Origin of the sequence: Vibrio sp. FF145 (assembly GCF_041439075.1) — a bacterium.
GTDB lineage: Bacteria > Pseudomonadota > Gammaproteobacteria > Enterobacterales > Vibrionaceae > Vibrio > Vibrio tasmaniensis_A.
On the sequence record NZ_JBGONH010000020.1, the window covers coordinates 25,685 to 47,670 of the forward strand.

Sequence of the window (21,986 nt, forward strand, 5' to 3'; positions counted from 1 at the left end):
TTTAACGTCATCTGCTAAGCAATACCCTACTCGTGTGTTTAGCAGCTGGATATAAAACATAAGTTTCTCTCCATTGAAGAGATCCCCTACATAAGGAACGTGAACCATGTTCAAGGCACTGAAACCTACTCTTGCGGCTTCTATCATCGCAGCAACCTTTTCTTTTAACACTTTTGCTGCTGACGTAGAAAAAATCCACTTCCTAATCCCTGGCGGCGCTGGTGGCGGTTGGGATATGACGGCTCGTGGTACGGGTGATGTATTAGTTAAATCCGACATCGTAGAAAATGTCTCTTTCCAAAACTTGTCTGGTGGTGGTGGCGGTAAAGCCATGCACACCTAATCGAGACGGCTCAACGTCAAGAAGACACGCTAATGGTGAACTCAACGCCTATCGTTGTGCGCTCGCTGACCGGTATCTTCCCACAATCTTTCCGCGACCTAACTCCTGTAGCAGCAACTATTGCCGACTATGGCGCAATCGTTGCGTCTGCGGATTCGAAGTACAACACTTGGGAAGATGTAGTAAAAGAATTCGAAAGCAACCCACGTAAAGTGAAAATTGCAGGCGGCTCGGCTCGAGGCAGCATGGATCACCTTGTTGTGGCGGCAGCGTTCAAAGGCGAAGGTTTTGATGCGAAGAAAGTGCGATACATTGCTTACGATGCAGGTGGTAAAGCAATGGCAGCTCTATTATCTGGCGAAACACAACTGCTTTCGACAGGCCTTGGTGAAGTGCTAGAAATGTCTAAATCAGGCCAAGTAAAAGTATTGGCGGTAACGGCACCAAAACGTCTTGATGCGGCACCAAACATCCCAACACTAACTGAGTACGGCAACGAAACAGTATTTGCTAACTGGCGTGGCTTCTTCGCGGCACCTGGCACTAGCCAAGCGAAAATCGACGAGTGGAATGTAGCGCTAGGCAAAATGTACAAGACCGATGAATGGCAAGTGGTTCGTGACCGTAACGGTTGGATTGACAACTACAAAGCTGACAAAGATTTTTACGCCTTCCTAGAAGACCAAGAAAAACAGATGGGCGACCTAATGCGTGAGCTTGGTTTCTTGAAATAACCAACAACCATAGAGGGTCTATGTGCCCTCTTACTCTTTCCTTGTTTCGCCGTACATGAGTTAACTTCAAACTCCTTTGTTTATTCGTAGACGTATTACTAACGCTTGCCGATTCGTTGTAAACGCAAGTGGCTGATAAACCAGTACCGTAATTCGCTTACCTTTGGTTAGTGATCCCAGACATTCTTCATTAACTCGCTCATGTACGGCTTTTTTACTATTTATACCACCCCAAATGGAGTTGGATATGTCGGACTTACCAACCAAATTTCTGAGTAAGGAATCTTTGCTTTCAAAGGATCGCATCGGAGCCATGATCTTTATGCTGGCGTGCTTGTGCTATGGCTACCAAACCACGCTAATTCCTTTGTTCCCCGGTGACGAGTACGAACCCTTCACAGCAAGAACTTTACCTACCCTATTAACGTTTATCGGCATCGGCCTGTCGTTGATCCTACTAGTTACAGGACAACCGGACCAGAAGGTTTCATGCGACACCACGCCGTTGAACTGGAAGCTGCTGATTGGCTTCTTGGTGTTAATGGCACTGTACGGTGTTGGGCTGACTTATCTTGGCTTTGTTTTAGCAACCAGCTTCTTCTTGCTTGCTGGCTTTTACCTATTGGGTGAGCGCCGTAAATCTATTTTATTTGGCGCGTCATTTCCTTTCGTTATCGCGTTCTTTTTATTATTAACTCAAGGCTTAGATATCTACCTAGAGCCTGGCTTAATCTTCACTCTTTGGTAGGGATAACATTATGTTAGACGGAATTTTACAAGGACTTTCTACCGCTGTGATGCCAATGAACATCATGATGGTAATTGTGGGCTGCTTCGTGGGTACCTTCATTGGTATGCTCCCGGGGCTAGGTCCAATTTCAGCAATCGCGTTGATGATCCCGATTACATACGGCCTAGACCCTTCTTCTGGCTTAATCTTAATGGCAGGTGTGTACTACGGCGCTGTATTTGGTGGCTCAACGTCATCAATCTTAATCAATGCTCCAGGTTGTTCTTCAACGGTAGTAACCGCATTCGACGGCTACCCAATGGCACAAAAAGGCCAAGCAGGTAAAGCGTTGGCACTAGCAGCCTACTCTTCTTTCACTGGCGGTACGCTGTCAGCAATCATGCTTTTGATTGCAGCACCGGCTCTAGCAAGTGTCTCATTGAGCTTCCAGTCGTCAGACTACTTCGCATTGATGTTGTTAGGTCTATCGGCTGTAGCAGCGTTTGCAGGCCCAGGTCAGGTAATAAAGGCATGGATGATGACCATTCTTGGTTTGATGTTATCTACTGTTGGTATCGACAAAGGCGTTGGTGTTGAGCGTTTCACGTTTGGCCTAACAGACCTAATGGATGGCTTTAGTTTCCTACTTCTTGCTATGGCAACCTTCGCTTTAGGTGAGACTTTAATGGGTATTTTGAAACCTGAGAAAGACACCAGCGGCGAAGAAAGCCAAAAGATGGCCGATATTGGCAGCATGAAAGTGACTAAAGAAGAGTTCAAAGAAGTCGCGCCCGTTTCGATTCGTTCTTCAATTCTTGGCTTCTTCACTGGCGTGCTTCCGGGTGCTGGCGCGACGATCGCAGCTTTCTTAAGCTACGGCATGGAACGCAGCCTAGCGCCAAAAGACAAGCAGAAAGAGTTTGGTAAAGGCAGTATTCGTGGTCTTGTGGCTCCTGAATCAGCAAACAATGCAGCTTCAAGCGGTTCATTTGTTCCGCTACTAACACTCGGTATTCCGGGTTCTGGTACTACTGCAATTATGCTTGGTGCGTTGATTGCTTACGGTATTCAGCCAGGCCCTCGCTTGTTCGTTGAGCATCCAGATGTATTTTGGTCGGTGATTATCTCGATGTACTTTGGCAACATCGTGCTGGTTATCTTAAACCTACCGCTGATCCCATATATCTCTAAACTGCTAGCGGTACCAAGAACGGTACTACTGCCAATGATTATCTTCTTCTCAATCACAGGTGTGTACTTGGTGTCTTTCAACACGATGGATGTGTTTGTGATGCTAATTGTGGCAATGGCGGCGATAGCGTTAAGGCTGGCCAACTTCCCGCTCGCACCGTTACTGCTTGGCTTCATATTAGGTGGTTTGATGGAAGAGAACTTGAGACGCGCACTGATGATCAGTGATGGTGAACTCAGCTTCCTTTGGGAACGCCCTATCACAATGACCTTCACCATTTTAGCGGTATTGGTTCTATCTAGTCCTATTCTGATTAAGCTGTTCAAGAGCTTTAGAGCAAAGCCTGTTGAAGTATAAACTTGGCTTAGCCTAGAAAACAAAACGAAATAAAGGGAGCCTCAGGCTCCTTTTTTCGTATCAGTCATTTCAAAAAACCACAGCTCTAAGATGGTAGCAAACTCACAATCCGACTCCTGAAAAACACATATCCCTGATATTAATAACAAAATCAAGTAAGGTGATTCATCATTTAACGCATTGGATTCTAAAACTATGGATTGGTTGATTCTATTCTTGTCAGGTGTGATTGGTGGCGTGTTGAATTCCATCGCAGGAGGAGGCAGCTTCATCACCTTCCCCGCTCTATTGTTTGCAGGCGTTCCACCAATAGCAGCCAACGCGACCAATACCTTTGCTTCGTGTGCTGGATACATTAGCGGAGCCTACGCTCTACGCCACGAAATTCAATCTGGTACCAAACAACTCAAACTCGTTGTCGGGCTATGTATAATTGGCGGCGGCATTGGTGCATTTTTACTACTACACACGCCAGAAGCGCTATTTACCCAATCCGTCCCTTGGTTATTACTGTTCGCCGCTCTACTTTTTACCTTTGGTGGCACACTCAACAAATGGCTCAAAAAAGTAACAGCTAAACATAAGCACGCCACCAGCGCAGGCGCGTTCTTTTCAGCTGTATTGCTTTTGATCGTGTGTGTTTATGGTGGTTATTTTAATGCAGGCTTAGGCATTGTGACATTGAGCTACTTGGCACTGGCAGGGTATACCAATATCAACGTGATGAATGGCATCAAATTGTTGGTATCGGCATGCGCATCACTCGCGGCAATCGTGTTCTTTGTTGTGAATGGTTCGATTGATTGGCCGTCAGGCATGGCCGTTTTGTTTGGGACATTGGTCGGTGGTTACTATTCAGCAAAAGTTTCTCGTCGTATCCCACAACAATATGTTCGCACCACAGTGATCATCGCGAGCTTTTTGATTACCGCTTACTTCTTTTATGCTAGGTAAGTTTTATGCGAAATAGGTTCTATACCAACTAGCTTTTATTCGAACTGCTTCGTGCAGCAATCACGGTTTTCGTTAGCAAAACACAACGCAAATCGTTAAGTATAAAGAATTGACAAAGCCCCTCGACTGGTTATTTTATGAACTATAAAATAGCCAAGCTAAAATATGTGAGACGAGTCATTCAATTAGCAAATTTGATAACAATTTAGACTATTTTTTAGCCTTTATTTTGCCAAAGGTGGGATAATTTTCCTGTCGAAAGTGAGACTTCATTAGGAGGCGTTATGAACATTAAACTCGGTCATGTCATGTCATCAAGTCGACTCATTTGCTTTGTCGCTTTTCTTGCTGCCACATTCGCGTGGATTCTAAAAATGCCCGCTCTGTTTTCTGTGTCAGCGCTATTCTTATTGATCAGCGCTATTGTCTATGGCGTTGACCTTTGGAAGAATCAAAGAAAGAACCGCGAAGCTTAAGGCGAACGACTAAAGCGACATGCATTAAAAAAGGAGCACTTAGGCTCCTTTTGTATTTTATGCTTATCGCTTTAGCTGATTAGGCTATTTCGACGGCTTATCTAGCGACGCCTTTCTATTGGCGACGCCCTTTTACTAGCGACGTATTTCTATTAACGACGAAAGTTACGACCGTTGCCGCCACGACGCTCTTTAAATGCAGACGCCGCTTTAGCTTGTGATGCTAGAATCGATTCAACCGTTAATTCCATTGGCTCACGAGGTTCTAACCCGTGACGGAATGTACGTGAACGCGGAGGCATCTGGTATTCGATATCAGAAGCTTTAGGCATGCGCTTGAAACGGTAAAGGTAGAAATTCTCTACTTTCTCACGAGCCCACTCTGTTTTCTTCAAGTATTTAACGGCACTTGCTACTGTCGGCTTAGTGTTAAAGCAGTTCATGCGCATTGCTGCATCCAAAATTTCCCAACCGTAATGATCCACTAATTCGTTGATCATAGTTTCAAGCTTTAAGCCATGCAGTGGGTTGTTTTGTTGCAGTTCGATTCTTTCTTCTTCAGTCATAACATTACCTTTTCCAAGGCAACTAAAGGCCTTGAATTTACTCTAGAACACCGTCATCACTGACCGCTTCTAGCTCAATCATTTGGGCATATCATCCATTGCCCTTATCTATGCCTTTATGATGGCATAAAGCATGCTCGTTATCCTATTTATCTTTCAATTTAATTTTAATATGGTCACTTACCATCCTGATGTTGCGTGTAATACAGCCGCCCCTACTAAAAAGGGTCTGTCTTAAAGATCCACCAAACTAGCTCAAGTTAACAAAAACCATGATAGAAGAATGAAATATCCCTACTTTACCAATGGAATTTAAACTTATTAGAACGCAGTGTTGCTAATTAACAGCGAGGTGCTATGTTAGAAGTGGTATAGAAACCTACTAATAATGATATTAAACAATGATATAACTATAAATAAAGGTTGGCTTTGACCATGTTTGACTACTCCCAAATCAGCAGAGTAGCCGCCCAAGATAAAGACATTATCGCCATCGTTGATGATCTCTTTCGGCTAGCTCGCGAACATTACCCCATTCTGTCTAGGCTTTCGGTCGTGCTGTGCAATGAAAATAGAGCATCGAATTATTTTGTTTCGGATACTCTTTGCCAAGAAGCCGAGCATCGCTACATCGAGCAAGAACTTAAGCCAGAATCAGCTTTATCTAGAATGGCTGAGTCTTTAGATACTCGAATCATCCACGACCTCACCACCATTAGCCCAACCAAACAAATATCTCACCTGCTCGATATCGGTCATCAAAGCAGTTACACAACACCTATTCATCATCAAGAAAGTAATCTTGGATTTGTGTTTATCAATGCTTCATCAGCGGGGTTCTTTGCTAACCAAACTATCCAGTGTGATATCGCTTATCTCACTCAAGTGATCTCTAGCCTTTTCGTTCAATGGTTTGAGCGCCAACGTCACTTTCAATCCTCTTTAGCGATTGCTTTAAACATGGGTCATGCTCGAGACCCAGAGACTAAAGAGCATCTCATTCGCATGGGTAAATACAGTGAACACGTTGCTCGTACTCTGTCGCACAGCAAGGAAGAAATAACGCACCAATTCATTCACCGAATTCGGCTGTATGCGCCCTTTCACGACATAGGTAAATATCGAATTCCAGATAAAGTGCTATTCAGTAGCGCACGCTTTAATGAAGAAGAACGAGCCGTCATGGACAACCACACCTTGTACGGTGAAGAAATGATTAACAATGTGGTTGCCCTATCATGCCATAGCGCTATGTGTTCTGAGGAAATCCAATTCATTAAAAATATCGTACGTCATCATCATGAAAGGTTTGATGGCACAGGGTTGCCCGATGCTTTGAGTAACACAGCGATACCGCTCGAAGCACGCATCGTGACATTAGCCGATGTATTCGATGCGCTGATGAGCAAAAGAGCCTATAAGCAAGCGTGGTCACTCGATGAAGTGATGGAATACATAGAAGCTCACTCGGGTTCGATGTTCGACCCTGAGTGTGTTGTGGCTCTTAAACAAAACCTAGACGGCTTTATGGCCATTCGGGAGCAATACAATGACGATGCTCAGCCGCATTTAATGACAGCTTAAACTATGGCTTCTTTGTTATTCAGGCCTAAGTAAGAGAACGTGAACCAACAAAAAAGGATGCCAATTGGCATCCTTTTGTTTTCTAGTTTCAGCTGAAAGAACAAACGTGTTCTTTACTGATTCTAACTAATGATTATACGTCGTAAGTTGTAGAAGCAGTGTCGCCGCCTGTACCAGTCCAGTTTGTGTGGAAGAATTCACCACGTGGACGGTCAGTACGCTCATAAGTGTGAGCACCGAAGTAGTCACGTTGAGCTTGTAGAAGGTTCGCTGGAAGACGAGCTGTAGTGTAGCCGTCTAGGAACGTTAGTGCAGAAGTCATACATGGCATTGGGATGCCTGATTCCATAGACTTAGCTGCAACTTTACGCCAAGCGCCCATGCAGTTGTCTAGGATGCCTTTGAAGTATGCATCTGAACCTAGGAATGCGATCTCTGGGTTCGCTTCGTAAGCATCACGAATGTTGCCTAGGAATGCAGAACGGATGATACAACCGCCACGCCACATAAGAGCAACGTTACCATAGTTTAGATCCCAGCCGTTTTCGTTCGACGCTTCACGCATTAGCATGAAACCTTGAGCGTAAGAGATGATCTTAGAAGCAAGTAGAGCCTGACGGATTGCATCAACCCACTCTTGCTTGTCGCCTTCAACTGGAGCAACAGTCTTACCGAACAGTTTCTCAGCTTCAACACGTTGATCTTTAAGTGCAGACAGGCAACGAGAGAATACAGACTCAGTGATTAGAGTCAGTGGGATACCCATGTCTAGTGCGTTAATACCTGTCCATTTGCCTGTACCTTTTTGGCCAGCAGTGTCTAGGATCTTCTCAACTAGCGCTTCACCGTCTTCATCTTTGTAGCCAAGGATGTCTGCAGTGATTTCTACTAGGTAGCTGTCTAGCTCAGTTTTGTTCCAGTCAGCAAATACAGCCTGCATTTCGTCGTGGTTCATACCTAGGCCATCTTTCATGAACTGGTATGCTTCAGTGATAAGCTGCATGTCACCGTATTCGATGCCATTGTGAACCATCTTAACGAAGTGACCAGCACCGTCGTTACCAACCCAATCACAACAAGGCTCACCCGCGTCAGTTTTCGCAGAGATACCTTGGAAGATAGGCTTAACCGCTTCCCAAGCTTCAGGAGACCCGCCTGGCATGATAGAAGGACCGAAACGAGCGCCTTCTTCACCACCAGAAACACCCGTACCGATGAAGTGGATGCCTTTCTCGCGAAGAGCGGCAACACGACGGTTAGTGTCTGGGAAGTTAGTGTTACCACCATCAATGATGATGTCGCCTTTGTCTAGAAGTGGTACAAGCTTGTCGATGAACGTATCTACAACATCACCAGCACGAACCATAAGCATCACTTTACGTGGCGCTTCTAGCTTCTCAACTAACTCTTCTAGAGAGTAAGCACCAACAATGTTAGTACCTTTAGCTGGGCCTTCTAGGAACTCGTCTACTTTCGCAGCAGTACGGTTGTGAGCCACAACTTTGAAGCCGTGGTCGTTCATGTTTAGGATAAGGTTCTGACCCATTACTGCTAGGCCAATTACACCGATATCACCTTTCATTATTTTATCTCCTTGCGGCTACTCGCACTTATGCGATAGCACTTGCTGCATTTGAATCTAGGAACCACTCTGTTTCACCAGTTTTAGACTGGATTTTCGCTGCCGGGTAAGGCAGTTCTGAAGCAGGAGTTGTATGAATTTCTTTAACGATCTCAACTTTACCTGCACCCAGTACTAGGTAGCTGATTCGTTTTGCTGCTTCTAAAACTTTCGCTGTTTTAGAAACACGGATCTGGCCCGACTCTGGGTGAGAAGCTAATACAGATAGGTTCTCATCTTGGTAGTCAGTTACACCCGGGAATAGTGAAGCTGTGTGGCCGTCTGCGCCAACACCTAGCAGGATCCAATCGAAAACAGGCGTGCCGTTTTCTGTTGGAATCACGTCTGCCATTTCTTTCGCGAAACGCTCTGCTTCTGCTTTTGGCTCATCTTCACCACGGATGCGGTGGATGTTTTCAGCAGGAAGGTTTACTTGTGTAAACAGCAATGCGTTTGCTTCACCGAAATTACTTTCAGCATCATCAGGTGCCACGCAACGTTCGTCGCCCCACCAGAAATGAAGGTTATTCCATTGAATGCCTTCTGCGTATGGCGCTTGAGCTAAAAGCTTAAAAAGCATTTTTGGCGTGCTGCCACCCGACAGTGAAATGTGAACAGGTTTACCCTGCTCGCTGTAAGCTTTCATTTCGTTTGCTAGGTTTTCAACGACTAATTCAGGCGTTGCAAAGATCTTGTGATTGATCATAGTTCGCAGTAATCCGTGTCTGTTAAGTTTTTGCATGGGAAACGCCATGCGCGGCCATCACGCTGCAGAAGCTCATCGGCTTCTTGTGGGCCCCAAGTACCACAAGCATAGCCAAACAGTGCTTGAGGGTCTTGCTTGAAATCTAAGATCGGTTGAACGTACTTCCAACATGCTTCTACAGCATCGGTACGTGCAAACAGAGTCGCATCACCGTTCAGTGCATCAAGAAGAAGACGCTCATAAGCCGTTAGCATCTGAGTCTCAGGCAAGTCAGAGTAAGAGAAGTTCATTTTCACTTCTTTTGCTTTGAAACCTGCACCTGGCTCTTTCAAACCAAAGCTCATCTGAATACCTTCATCCGGTTGGATACGGATAATCAGTTTGTTCTCTGGTGCATCTTGACCAAATACTGGGTGAGGTGTGTTCTTAAAGTGAATCACGATTTCAGTCACACGTGTTGGTAAGCGTTTACCCGTACGTACGTAGAAAGGAACCCCATTCCAACGCCAGTTATTGATGTGTGCTTTAAGGCCAATGTACGTTTCAGTACGAGAATCATCCGCTACACCATGCTCTTCACGGTAACCTAGTAAGTGCTGACCACGAACATCTGATGCTGTGTACTGACCTAATACTAAGTCTTTACGCAAATCATCTTCTTCTAATGGTTTCAGACACTGAAGTACTTTAACCACTTCATCACGAATAGAATCTGCATTGATTTGAGCAGGTGGCTCCATACCAACCATTGCTAGCACTTGTAGCAGGTGGTTTTGGAACATGTCACGAACTGCGCCAGAACCATCGTAGTATCCGCCACGTTCTTCAACGCCAAGGAACTCAGCACCTGTGATTTCAACGTATTCAATGAAGTTACGGTTCCACAGAGGTTCAAACATCGCGTTTGAGAAACGAAGCACTAGAAGGTTTTGTACCGTTTCTTTACCAAGGTAATGGTCGATACGGTAGATCTGGTGTTCTTGGAAGTGATGATGGATCTCTTCATCCAGCGCTTGAGCTGATGCTAGATCGTAACCAAATGGCTTCTCAATAATCAGACGACGCCAGCCGTTCTTCTCATCGTTTAGGCCATGTGCAGCAAGGTTTGCTGGAATCACACCGTAAAGGCTTGGCGGGGTTGCCAAGTAGAACAATGTGTTATGGTTTTCGAATTGGTAGTCTTGCTCAAGCTTATCCAGACGTTGTGCTAGACGAGCGTAATCGTCTACATCTGAAGTGTTGATCGCTTGATAATGCAGATGTTCAATAAATGCATTCAGCGTCTCTGGCTCAGTTTTTTCCATTTCCTGAAGAGACTTCTTCAGCTTCTCACGGTAAGACTCGTCGCTGTACTCAGTACGGCTCACTCCAAGAATCGCAAAGGATTCTGGAAGTTGATTGCTAGCATACAGGTGGTACAAAGCAGGAATTAACTTGCGGTAAGTTAGATCTCCCGACGCACCAAAAATAACGATGCTGCTGTTTTCAGGTATTACCATCATCTTTCCTATAAAAACAAGGTTTTTAGTATTCGCCAAAGGTATCAGCGACATACGAAAATAGATAATAGGTCTTGGCTATTACATCAATAGCGAGTGCCTATTACACTTGAGAATGCGTTTGGTAAACGAGGGTGAAAGCTATCACCTCTATTCGGGACAGTATTGTCTATGAGTATTTGATTTACATCAACCACTGTGAAAGCAATCGATTAAATATTGACTGATTTCGAACAAATTATAATCGATAAGTCAGCTGTTCTATCTGGAAGAAGAAGCAAATCGGCATTCTCAAACATTGTAGTCAAGAAAGAACGGTATCTGGTCGGTGGAGTGAGCAATAAGAAAGGGAGAAAAAACCAAAACCAGCTTACTCAACTGGCTTTATATTTATTTGATAGCATCGCGTTTATCTTTGTGACTTGTTGTCGCTAAATCTATCTTCTAGCTTTGTTGTAGCAGCGTTCTGGGCGACCTACTGACCCGTAATTTAAGTCAGCCACTAACTCGCCAGTCGTGATAAGGAATTCCAAATAGCGTCGAGCGGTGGTTCGACTAGCTCCAATACGTTCACCTGCCTCATCAGCTGTAATATCAGCAATGTCGGCTTGTTGGAAAATAGCTCTAATTTTATCAAGCGTTACACCATCGATCCCTTTAGGTAACGTAGAAACCTTTCGAGAGTCTGCCTTGGCATTGGCTTGAAGCATCTTGTCGACCAAGCCTTGGTTCAAATCAGACACACTTTCAAATTCTTGTTGTTGCGATTGGTACTTTTTCAGTGCCGCTTCCAAACGAGGAAACATCACAGGTTTCAGTAAGTAGTCGACGACTCCACCACGCATCGCCTGTTGCAAGGTGTCGACATCTCGGGCAGCAGTAATCAAAATCACATCACATCCCTGATTACTACCACGAACGTGGTTCAAAATATCAAGTCCGCATCCGTCCGGTAGATACACATCCAATAAAACCAAATCAGGCTTTAAGATGTCCAATTGCATTAATGCTTCAGACTGTGTGGTCGCAATCCCGACCACATCAAAGCCTCCCATCTGTTCTAAATAACGATGGTGAAGCTCTGCAATCGCAATATCATCTTCAATGACCATGACTCTCGTGATTGCGTTCATTTATGTTCTTCCTTTAACCATGCTTTTTCCGTCACGATGATCTTCGCAAGATCGCTTCGTGCTTAATTATTATTGTTGTTCTTCTTTCGGTAAATACACCGTCATGCGTGACCCAAAATCAGGGTTATCAACCATTTCTAATTGCCCTTGATAACGATCTGCAAGTTGCTTAATGAGATACAAACCAACACCTCGGTTCTGCTTCGCTTTGCTCGATACGCCTTTTTCGGTGAGTGCTTTGGTCGCCAAGTCTTTCGGCAAACCACAGCCCTTGTCTTCGACTTCCACTATGATTTCATTGCCAAAATCACTGATCGACACATCGATTACGCGACGAGCTGGTGCTATTGGCCCTTCTTGTTTAATTGCCATCATGGTGGCATCAAACGCGTTATCAATCAGGTTGCCAAGAATCGTCACGACATCCTCTGCGTTTAACCAAGCGGGTAATGCCTCAAGCCTTGATCCCTCTTCAACTTTAAGCTCCAAACCAATCTCTCGAGCTCGCTCTGTTTTGCCTAAAAGCATGCCTGCAATCAATGGATCTTTCACCGTCTCTCTTAAGAACTCAATTAAGCTCTGGTAATGAGCGGTTTCTTGACCAATCAATTGTTGAACAGAGTCCAGCTCGCCCATTTGAATCAAGCCACTAATGGTGTTTAGCTTATTTTGATGCTCATGGGTTTGCGAACGCAGTAGATCAGCATACTCTTTGGTTTGTGAGAGCTGGTCTGTTAAATCGTTGATTTCATCTCGCAATCGGAAGCTGGATACCGCCCCAACCACCTCACCAGCCACTATAATTGGGCTGCGATTAGCAATGATTCGCTTATTGTTCAGGTACAGCTCAACATCATGATCAGTGTCACCCGTTGATAACAGCTGCTCTAAATCACTGCCTGGCAATACATCAGAAAGGCGCTGTTGATTAAGTGCTTTATCTCGGTCTATCGATAAAATATCGCAGGCACTCTTATTAATTGAACGCAAAATACCGCTCTTATCGATACTTAAAATGCCCTCTTTCACAGTACTCATGGTCACATCAAGTTCTACGTATAAACGGCCAATCTCTTCAGGCTCAAACCCCAAAATAGCGCGTTGAAAACGACGAGATACATAGCTTGAAATCACAGCATTAACCGCAACCACCAGCAAGGCCATCACAATCAAAAAGGCTAAGTAAGGTTCAATTCGATCTTGTAAAGAATCTAAGAGGTAGCCAACCGACACCACGCCAATGACAGTGCCTTGTGGGTCTTTAACCGCGGATTTCCCACGGACAGAGAAGCCAAGTGAACCTTTAGCCGTCGACACATAAGACTCGCCCAATACCAATGCTTTTTGGTTATCGCCACCACGCATTGGTTTACCGAGCCTGTCATCATAAGGGTGAATAAGGCGGATACCTTTGTCATCTCCCACAACGATAAACGCCGCGCCAATGAGCTGAGTAAGGTTACGAAACTTAACTTGGGTTTCTTCAGACAAAACGTAGGGAACGCCATTAGGGTCCAACGTTCCATTTTCTTGAATAATGCTGGTGACCAGTGGCGATTCAGATAGAAATTCAGCAACACCTAACGCTTTCAAACCCATCTCTTGTTCTTGAGATTGTTTGATGTAGTAAAAGCCAGCCGCTGCAAGAATCAAAAGTTCAACGAGGCCAGTGACCGTCATGATAATCAGTAACCTTTTACGGAAACTGATACTGCTCCATTTCATATTCCACCGCCCCTAGTGTTAGACCATCAATGTTAACACCAAGTTAATCGCATGACCTTTCTAGGTACGTGAATTTGTGACTGCTACTCAACTAAATAATTGAGCAGATTGTTAATTGATAACCCTTTACGTTATTCATTTGGATTAATCGTTCATTTTTAGAACGGATTAGCTTAAAAAGCAAAATAAACGAATAAATATTGAGCTGGATCACTAAGCTTTTAGGTGTTTTTTAGGTTGTTTAAAATAAATACAATTATAATGGTTGCATATGAAGGAGTTCGTTGTTGCCAAGACATAAGTCATGATTTTCAGACCACGCTTTAAATCGAAATTTAGATTAACAAAAAAGCAACAAGCCTTCGCTCACTGGACGTATCTATAACTAAAAGTTGCACGCTCGTCGTTACGATTGTTGAACAAACAGGTTACCTACCTAACCTCATTCATACATCTCTATTTACGCGACAGGCCAGTAGACAACTCAGAGGTGACTGATAAATCAGCGCCCAATAATAAAACATTGATGAGCAGGAAGTATCGATCAGTGGCAACGTCCAATAGAAACAGGATAAAAAAACATAACGTATAAACATTGTTGAAAAGGAAACCAGGCAATGAAACGCGATAACTTTGGAATTTGTCTTACTAAGACTATGCTGTTCAAACACTTACAATCGACTTTTACTCACGTAAGAGCCTATGAGAAAGACGGAACCTCTCCTCTTGATCTCAAGGTATTGTTAGCGTTCCCGCAAATGTCAGGTAGAGATTTATTACAAACAATGCAAGGTTCAAGACAATTGGTGTGGCGCGCCGATCACCATTGTCCTAGCTTTAAATAAGCCACTTCATTTTGTAAGAACACTTCTATACTGAACTTAAAGAGCACGCTTTGTCGTGCTCTTTTCGTTTCAGTGATCTTTGTTGCCCACATCACGTACTTTATTACATTAACTTAACGAGTTATGAGAGTTTCTAAGCATGTGAGACAATCATCTCAAGACAAATGACTATCACCCTGTTAACATTAGAGTTAATACTCTAAATGGTATTTAATGCAGATGACCAAACCAAAATTCCGATACCTTGCGCTCGCCAGTATGCTTCTCGGCACATTGGCTTCGCCAGTTTTCTCTGCCCCGCTCACTTTTTCTGAAGCGTGGCAAATATTGCAAGAGAACAACAACTCACTTGCAGCTCAACAAGCTAACGTTGAGCGTTATCAACACCTTCAGAATTCAACAAGCAGCCTTAATCTACCTTCGATCACCTTGGGGTCTAACTACACGCACCTTGATAGTGATGTGACGATTAATGGTGAACAGTTCAAAAATAGCTTAAGCGGCGTGCCAAATTTAGGTGCAGTTGGAGGTATTCTACAGCCTATATTAAGTGGGCTTGGCGGTGTTACCTCAACCATCACCGAACAAGACATCTTCAGCTCTTCCATCCGTGCTATTTGGCCTATCTTTACTGGCGGACGAATTACCGCTGCGCAAACTGCTGCCGAAGGTAAAAGCGAAGAAGCGCAAAGCCAACTGCTGATGGAGAAACAGGCTCGCTACGAAGACTTAAGTAAATATTACTTCTCGGTGATCTTAGCGGAAGACGTCGTGAGAACACGTCAAGCCGTTGAAGCTGGCTTAACTCAGCATCGTGATTTCGCCATCAAGCTTGAACAGCAAGGACAAATTGCTCGAGTAGAACGTCTGCAGGCGGATGCTTCTTTGGATAAAGCCGTTGTTGAACGAACCAAAGCGCAGAACGACCTCAAAATTGCTCAATTAGCACTGACTCAGATCCTTGGTCAGAGCCAAAGTGTCGAACCTTCAGAACAACTCTTTATCAACAAAAACCTGCCTCATATGGACGTATTTGTTGATCAAACCCTCATGACCTACCCAGGCCTTAAAATCCTTGAAGCAAAAGAGAAACAAGCGAGTAGCTTGATCAAGGCTGAAAAAGGCAAATACTACCCAGAAGTTTACCTTTACGGTGATTACAGCCTGTACGAAGATGACTCGCTAGCCAGTGAAATGAAACCCGATTGGTTAGTCGGTATTGGTGTGAATGTACCGCTACTTGACACGTCAGGTCGTTCCGACAAAGTCGCTGCCGCTCATAGCGCCGTGTCTCAAGTCCAGTTTCTTAAGTCGCAAGCCAAGCAAGACTTAACCGTTTTGGTACAAAAGACCTATCTTGAAGCGAACCAAGCAATTGAAGAAGTTCAAGGCCTCAACTCAAGTCTGTCTTTAGCTCAAGAAAACCTTTCACTTCGTAAAAAAGCCTTCACTCAAGGGTTATCCAATTCGTTAGAAGTGGTTGATGCTGAGCTTTATCTTGCAAGCATTAAAACACAGCAATCTGCTGCTCGATTCAAATACCTAATTTCTCTTAATAAGCTGTTAGCACTCACCAGTGAAATGAATGCTTATTCAAGTTACTTAACGTCTTCTGTCCCGTCTGACTTCGATTCAAAAGCAGACACCGCTAGCCAGTCAAAAGGATAATTCATGAAACCTATTAAGCCCCTTCTTCTATCTTTAGTTGGTATCGGCGTTATTGGCTGGGTCGGATACAGTTTCTACCAAGCTTATCAACCACAGCCTGTTAAGCTTCAAGGTCAAATAGATGCGCAGCAATACAGCATCTCATCGAAAGTACCCGGCAGAATTGATGAAATATTCGTGCGTAAAGGCGATTCGGTTGAAAAAGGCGAATTGATCTTCTCCCTACTTAGCCCAGAAATTGACGCTAAATTAGAGCAAGCAAAAGCCGGTCAAAAAGCCGCTGGTGCATTAGCAAAACAAGCAGAGAATGGCGCGCGTACTCAGCAAATCCAAGCCGCTAAAGACCAATGGTTGAAAGCCAAAGCAGCTGCCGATCTCATGGATAAAACTTACCAACGTGTAAACAACCTTTATAACGATGGCGTGGTTGCCGAGCAAAAACGTGATGAAGCCAAAACACAGTGGCAAGCGGCGAAGTACACTGAAAGCGCTGCGTTCCAAATGTATCAATTAGCACAAGAAGGTGCTCGTGACGAAACCAAAGTGGCAGCCGCTCAAAAAGCGTTAATGGCAGCTGGCGCAGTAGCGGAAGTTGAAGCTTACGCAAAAGACACACAGATCCACAGCTGGTTTAGTGGTGAAGTGGCTCAAGTACTATTAAGTAGCGGTGAGTTAGCTCCTCAAGGTTTCCCTGTTGTGACCGTGATTGACACTAAAGATGCATGGGCGGTGCTCAATGTACGTGAAGATATGTTGAAACATTTTGAGAAAGGCAGCCAATTTGAAGCTTACCTTCCAGCTCTGGATAGATCATTAACTTTCCAAGTGACTCACATTGCCGTAATGGGTGATTTCGCGACTTGGCGTTCAACAGACGCAGCACAAGGCTTCGACTTACGCACTTTTCAAGTAGAAGCGCACCCTGTCGATACCAACGAAACACTGCGTATGGGCATGAGCCTAGTGGTTGAGCTTTAGGTGACGTATGTCTGCTAACTTTCGCTCTATAAGCTCTCGATCTACAGCCTCGCAATCTAGAGGCACGCAATCACCGGAGCACCGTCAAGTGAAAAATACATTGCTTAGGCAGTGGGCGATTGTCCGCAAAGACAAATGGTTGTTGTCTTGCCTAACTTGGATCCCTTTACTGCTTGCTGCCAGTATTTGGCTGATTTTTTCGCAAGGGATCGCTCGTGACTTACCGGTTGCGGTTGTCGACCTTGAGCACAGCCAAATATCGCAACAGTTCACGCGCCTTGTTGATGCGTCACCTACCCTACAAGTGACTCAGAAATACAGCTCGGCGAGTGAAGCGGCGAAAGCGATGATTGAGCGCGATATCTATGGTTATGTCGTGATACCAAGACACTTTGACCGAGACCTTTTCCTAGGCTTGAACCCGCAAGTGTCCGTTTTCTACAACAGCCAATTTATCTTAATTGGCAAACTGGTGAACTCGGCTCTGTTGCAGGCTCAAGGGACATTTAACGCGCAACTCGAAGTGGTTAAACAGCTCTCGCACGGTGATACCACGGTACAATCGGCATTGGGGCAAGCGGTAACGGTACAAAGCCAGATTACGCCACTGTTTAACAAGAACACTAGCTATGCTCAGTTCTTGGTGTCTGCGGTTATTCCAGCACTGTGGCAGATCATGATTGTGGTGGGCACGATATTGGTTTTAACGGCGAACGTTAGAGCTCGTGGCCTTCACGCTTGGTTATCCACCGCCCCGATGAAGTCACTAACATCAACATTAACACCCTACCTTGTCTTGTTTTTGATGTTTGGTATCGCGTTTAGCTTTTGGTTCTATGTCCTCTTAGACTGGCCGTTTAACGGCAGTTTTTTGGCATTAACCATTGCCCAACTGCTTACCGTCATCAGTTGTATCATCATGGGGTGTTTGTTTTTCTTCTTAACGCTTGATCCAGCAAGGGCGATGAGCTTCGCTGGCGCCTTTACAGCGCCAAGCTTTGCATTCATGGGCATTACCTTTCCGGTGACAGACATGAACACGGCAGCTCAAATTTGGAGAAGCTTATTGCCCGTGAGTCATTACATCGAAGTACAAACGGCACAATCTAGCTATGGCGTGAGCGCAACACAGTCGCTGATCAGCCTCTCTTCTATGTTGTGGTATGCAGTTCCTGCATTGGTGGTTATGTTGTTAATTAAGAAACATCTAATGCAAGCATCACTCTCAGCTAAAACTAAAAACGAAGCAGAACAAGGAGTAAAACAATGAGCTTTACTCAACTGCTAAAACAAGAACTGTTAGCGGTAATTCGCAACCCTGTTGTACTTCTAACGGTATTTGGTGGTGTGGTCTTCTATTCATTCTTGTATCCGCTGCCTTACGCAAATCAAGTTCCTCAACAGCTTAAAGCTTCCGTTGTGAATTTGGATAAGAGCCAAAGCAGCTACCAGTTAGAAAGAATGGTAGATGCCACATCTCAAATTGACTTGGTACGCCGCGACTCCACCATCGCCGATGCTAAACAAGCTGTTCTTAATCAAGAGATTGGTGGGTTCCTCGTCATCCCAGAGAACTTCTATAAAGACTTGCTCCTAGGTAAGAGCCCTACGCTTTCTTACGCCGGTGATGCATCTTACTTCTTAGTCTACGGAACCATTGTTGAAGGGCTTGCCAAGGCAGGCGGCACGTTAGCTGCACAAGTTAAAGTCAGTCACTTGTTAGTTGAAGGTGTGCCGTTAGAATCCGCAGCCAAAGGCTACAGTGCATTCAGCTTGAACCTAAAACCAACCTTCAATAGTCGCATGGGCTACATTGATTACGTGGTTCCAGCCGTCTTTGTGTTGATCTTGCAACAAACCTTAGCCATGGCTTCTGGTTTAGTTGGCGCGACCCAAAACGCTCAATCGACGTTTGGCTATTGGAGTAAGACCTCTCCAGCGAAACTGATACTTGCTCGCTGCTGTACCTTAGTCGGCATATATTACTTGTTGTCGATGTACTACTTCGGCGCTAGCTTTTCGATGTATGGCATTAACCTACTTGGTTCCATAACAAACATTTTGACCTTACTGCTACCCTTCTTATTGGCTAGTTGTTTGATCGGGATTTTTATTGGTGAGCTAGTGCCAAGAAGAGAGTTAGTCACGGTTGTGGTGTTAATCAGTTCAATGCCGCTGATCTTCTCTTCAGGTTTTATCTGGCCTGTTGAAATGATGCCTGAATGGTTAGTACTGCTGTCACAGTTATTCCCAAGCACACCCGCTATCCAAGGTTTTTTAGCGCTCAATCAGATGGGGGCATCTTGGCAAGAGGTAGCGTCTCAATGGACATTGCTATGGATACAAGTCGCTCTATGGGGCTCGTTACTCGCACTTAAGCTTTACCACAAATCGAGTAAACGTATCATTGGCTCTGTTTAACTCTAGTCTCTATTCGTCAGGCACTAAACCTCACGCTCATTGAAACCATTAACAAAGCTCTGATAAAGGGCTTTTTTAATGTCTTTTAGCTTGATTACATCTTCAACTATCAATTGTTTAAACACCTCCCCAAAACATATTGAACATTAAAACTCGCCGACTTCCCTATGCACCTCCACTATCATTCACCTTAGTTCATGCTATAACAGCTGCTGCATATGCCTTTTCCAACCTAAAAAATGCCTGCTTATTCCCAAACAATGACAAAACCCGAACAATTGTAAATTTATTGTAAAAAAATCTTTGATGGTATTATTTTTGTGTATAGGATTATCAGTAGGACTTGGCAGGCCGAATGCCATAGTCTAATTGGTGCACATACCAAAAGGATATCCATATAAAGCAAGATCAGTACTCATATTTATTTCATTTTTCGACCTAGCTACAGCCGTTTATGTTGCCGTCGAATTGCAATAAATAAGTCGCTGAAATGTAAAAAATCAAATAGAAAAAACACAACAGCAACAAACATAATTTAATAAAAAGACAGGGAAAACCATGAAAAACATACGTGAATTATTTTTTGGGTTTATATTATTGTTTAGTTCCAGTGCATTTGCAGAAGAAGGATGATTTAATCAATCTATCAGTAACTTAAGTCAAAGTGTTGATGGTTTTTTCAACGAATATACAGGTTGGTTCGTTGGACTGATATTTAAAAGCGTACCGGTAGGTGAAGCAAACTTCCCAATTATTGTTGGCTGGTTACTGCTCGCTGCGATCATCTTTACTGTTTACTTTGGCTTTGTTCAATTTAAACGTGTCGGGATGGCCATAGACATTATTAAAGGTAAGTACACAGACCCTAACTCCAAACACGAAGGGGAAGTTTCTCACTTTCAAGCGTTAACAACCGCGCTTTCTGGAACTGTTGGGCTTGGTAATATTGCCGGTGTGGGTGCTGCACTCGCAATTGGTGGTCCTGGTGCAACATTCTGGATGATCTTGTGTGGTCTTCTGGGTATGGCGTCTAAGTTCTGTGAGTGTACCTTAGGTGTGAAATATCGAACTATCCTACCTTCAGGTGTCGTTTCCGGTGGTCCAATGTACTACCTAAGCCAAGGTCTTGGTGAAAGAGGGTTGGGTGGACTAGGTAAAGCCCTTGCTATTGGTTTTGCATTAATGTGTATTTTAGGCGCATTGGGTGGCGGTAACATGTTCCAAGCTAACCAAGCACATGCCATGTTAACTTACGCATTCGATGTACCAAGTGAATACGGTGTCATCACAGGCCTTGTACTCGCCGCTTTAGTTTTCTCTGTGATTGTTGGTGGTATGCCTTCTATCGCATCGGTAACGGAAAAAGTTGTTCCTTGGATGGCTGCTCTGTATATCGGTATGGCTCTGATTGTTATCGGTTCTAATCTTGATCAAGTGGGTCCTGCGTTCAGTGCAATCTTTACAGGTGCGTTTACTGGCGAAGGTGTGGTTGGTGGATTCATTGGTGCCTTAATCCAAGGTCTAAAACGTGCAACGTTCTCAAACGAAGCCGGTGTAGGTTCAGCAGCTATCGCTCACTCAGCGGTTAAAACAAAAGAGCCAATCACTGAAGGTCTAGTATCACTATTAGAACCGTTCGTTGACACTGTCATCATTTGTACAATGACAGCCTTGGTTATCACTATCGCTGGTCTAAATACAGGTCCATTCGATGGTTCTGGCTTAACGGGTGTAACGCTGACTGCTGCATCGTTTACTGAAACGGCAGAAGTGTTCAAATACACACTCGCTCTAGCGGTAATCATGTTCGCGTTTTCTACCATGATCTCTTGGTCGTACTACGGTCTTAAAGCGTGGACTTACCTATTTGGTGAAGGCAAAACAACGGAACTGATTTTTAAAGTGATGTTTTGTGTGTTTGTTGTTATCGGTGCGACGATTCAGTTTGGCGCGGTAATCGACTTCTCTGACGCAGCTATCTTTGCGATGTCTATCTTCAACATTCTTGGCCTGTACTTCCTAATGCCTGTTGTGAAGAAAGAACTGCAATCATTTGTTGCTCGCGTTAAATCTGGCGAAATCAAAACTTACGAAAAATAGTGACTCGTCAATAATTTATTGTCGAATAACACTGTTCTAAAAATTTTTGTAAGACCCTTTGCTTTAGAAAGCGAGAACAGTATTGCAACGTACAAAATCCCTACAGGCTGTGCTTGTAGGGATTTTTTATGTCTGAATTTTCTTGTTTAAGCCGCCGTTCAGGACCTTGGCTTACTTGTTTACGATCCAAGACTTCTTCTACTTCAATCATTTCTCGTTGCGCCAATGCCGAATTACAATCATCAAAGCAATAAGCTACGGTACAAGTCTCGCACAGATATTCAGGCATCGCTTTGTCCTTTGTCCTTTGTCCTTTGTCCTTTGTCCTTTGTCCTTTGTCCTTTGTCCTTTGTC

General features: G+C 44.2%; 18 protein-coding genes and 1 pseudogene. 12 read left to right on the forward strand and 7 right to left on the reverse strand.

The features are described from left to right. Positions 1-106: 106 nt before the first annotated feature. The 5 genes and pseudogenes from ACED42_RS09495 (at position 107) to ACED42_RS09515 (ending at position 4,786) form a co-directional block, all read left to right on the forward strand. Positions 107-1,077, forward strand: a pseudogene (locus tag ACED42_RS09495) (tripartite tricarboxylate transporter substrate binding protein). Between the two features lie 247 nt (positions 1,078-1,324). Next, complete coding sequence (locus ACED42_RS09500) at positions 1,325-1,825, forward strand: tripartite tricarboxylate transporter TctB family protein (RefSeq protein ID WP_009846587.1); 501 nt, start codon at positions 1,325-1,327, stop codon at positions 1,823-1,825. A gap of 10 nt (positions 1,826-1,835) precedes the next feature. Beyond that, a complete protein-coding gene (locus tag ACED42_RS09505; protein WP_371702304.1) occupies positions 1,836-3,356 on the forward strand; it encodes a tripartite tricarboxylate transporter permease in 1,521 nt (506 codons plus the stop codon). Between the two features lie 195 nt (positions 3,357-3,551). After that, positions 3,552-4,310: a sulfite exporter TauE/SafE family protein gene (locus ACED42_RS09510; RefSeq protein ID WP_371702306.1), complete on the forward strand. Its 759-nt coding sequence runs from the start codon at positions 3,552-3,554 to the stop codon at positions 4,308-4,310. Positions 4,311-4,594: 284 nt separating this feature from the next. Beyond that, entirely contained in the window at positions 4,595-4,786 is a 192-nt protein-coding gene (locus ACED42_RS09515; protein ID WP_009846584.1) for a hypothetical protein, read from the forward strand. 152 nt (positions 4,787-4,938) lie between these two features. Here the strand turns inward: ACED42_RS09515 and ACED42_RS09520 are convergent, their stop codons facing one another. After that, the gene (locus ACED42_RS09520) at positions 4,939-5,352 is read right to left on the reverse strand and encodes a VF530 family DNA-binding protein (protein WP_012603790.1); all 414 of its coding nucleotides are present in this window, start codon (positions 5,350-5,352) and stop codon (positions 4,939-4,941) included. Between the two features lie 423 nt (positions 5,353-5,775). On the opposite strand from ACED42_RS09520, the gene ACED42_RS09525 reads away from it, so the two are divergent. Next, complete coding sequence (locus ACED42_RS09525) at positions 5,776-6,936, forward strand: HD-GYP domain-containing protein (RefSeq protein WP_371702309.1); 1,161 nt, start codon at positions 5,776-5,778, stop codon at positions 6,934-6,936. 133 nt (positions 6,937-7,069) lie between these two features. On the opposite strand, the gene gnd is transcribed toward ACED42_RS09525, so the two are convergent. From gnd to ACED42_RS09550, 5 genes are all read right to left on the reverse strand, one after another. Continuing rightward, on the reverse strand, positions 7,070-8,518 hold the full coding sequence (gnd, locus tag ACED42_RS09530) for a decarboxylating NADP(+)-dependent phosphogluconate dehydrogenase (RefSeq protein WP_004733587.1): 1,449 nt from the start codon (positions 8,516-8,518) through the stop codon (positions 7,070-7,072). 28 nt (positions 8,519-8,546) lie between these two features. Then, positions 8,547-9,263 carry a 6-phosphogluconolactonase gene (pgl, locus tag ACED42_RS09535; RefSeq protein ID WP_371695602.1) on the reverse strand — a complete coding sequence of 239 codons (717 nt, stop codon included), beginning with the start codon at positions 9,261-9,263 and terminating at the stop codon, positions 8,547-8,549. Then, the gene (gene zwf, locus ACED42_RS09540; protein ID WP_029222938.1) at positions 9,260-10,762 is read right to left on the reverse strand and encodes a glucose-6-phosphate dehydrogenase; all 1,503 of its coding nucleotides are present in this window, start codon (positions 10,760-10,762) and stop codon (positions 9,260-9,262) included. The genes pgl and zwf overlap by 4 nt, the downstream gene beginning before the upstream one ends. A 437-nt stretch (positions 10,763-11,199) precedes the next feature. Continuing rightward, a complete protein-coding gene (locus tag ACED42_RS09545; protein ID WP_009846579.1) occupies positions 11,200-11,895 on the reverse strand; it encodes a response regulator in 696 nt (231 codons plus the stop codon). A 69-nt stretch (positions 11,896-11,964) separates the two neighbouring features. After that, positions 11,965-13,575: an ATP-binding protein gene (locus tag ACED42_RS09550; protein ID WP_371702347.1), complete on the reverse strand. Its 1,611-nt coding sequence runs from the start codon at positions 13,573-13,575 to the stop codon at positions 11,965-11,967. Between the two features lie 662 nt (positions 13,576-14,237). Between ACED42_RS09550 and ACED42_RS09555 the strand changes: the two genes are divergently transcribed. The 6 genes from ACED42_RS09555 (at position 14,238) to ACED42_RS09580 (ending at position 21,632) form a co-directional block, all read left to right on the forward strand. Continuing rightward, entirely contained in the window at positions 14,238-14,465 is a 228-nt protein-coding gene (locus tag ACED42_RS09555; protein WP_009846577.1) for a hypothetical protein, read from the forward strand. A 213-nt stretch (positions 14,466-14,678) separates the two neighbouring features. Next, entirely contained in the window at positions 14,679-16,133 is a 1,455-nt protein-coding gene (locus tag ACED42_RS09560) for a TolC family protein (RefSeq protein ID WP_371702311.1), read from the forward strand. A 3-nt stretch (positions 16,134-16,136) separates the two neighbouring features. After that, positions 16,137-17,111: an HlyD family secretion protein gene (locus ACED42_RS09565; protein ID WP_371702313.1), complete on the forward strand. Its 975-nt coding sequence runs from the start codon at positions 16,137-16,139 to the stop codon at positions 17,109-17,111. A 7-nt stretch (positions 17,112-17,118) separates the two neighbouring features. Then, on the forward strand, positions 17,119-18,381 hold the full coding sequence (locus tag ACED42_RS09570; RefSeq protein WP_371702315.1) for an ABC transporter permease: 1,263 nt from the start codon (positions 17,119-17,121) through the stop codon (positions 18,379-18,381). Continuing rightward, positions 18,378-19,532 (forward strand): ABC transporter permease, encoded by a 1,155-nt coding sequence (locus ACED42_RS09575; protein ID WP_371702317.1) that lies wholly within the window; start codon positions 18,378-18,380, stop codon positions 19,530-19,532. The genes ACED42_RS09570 and ACED42_RS09575 overlap by 4 nt, the downstream gene beginning before the upstream one ends. A gap of 645 nt (positions 19,533-20,177) precedes the next feature. After that, positions 20,178-21,632, forward strand: coding sequence for an alanine/glycine:cation symporter family protein (locus tag ACED42_RS09580; RefSeq protein WP_371702349.1), 1,455 nt, complete (start codon positions 20,178-20,180; stop codon positions 21,630-21,632). 100 nt (positions 21,633-21,732) lie between these two features. On the opposite strand, the gene ACED42_RS09585 is transcribed toward ACED42_RS09580, so the two are convergent. Then, on the reverse strand, positions 21,733-21,921 hold the full coding sequence (locus tag ACED42_RS09585; RefSeq protein ID WP_371702351.1) for a hypothetical protein: 189 nt from the start codon (positions 21,919-21,921) through the stop codon (positions 21,733-21,735). Between the last annotated feature and the right edge of the window lie 65 nt (positions 21,922-21,986).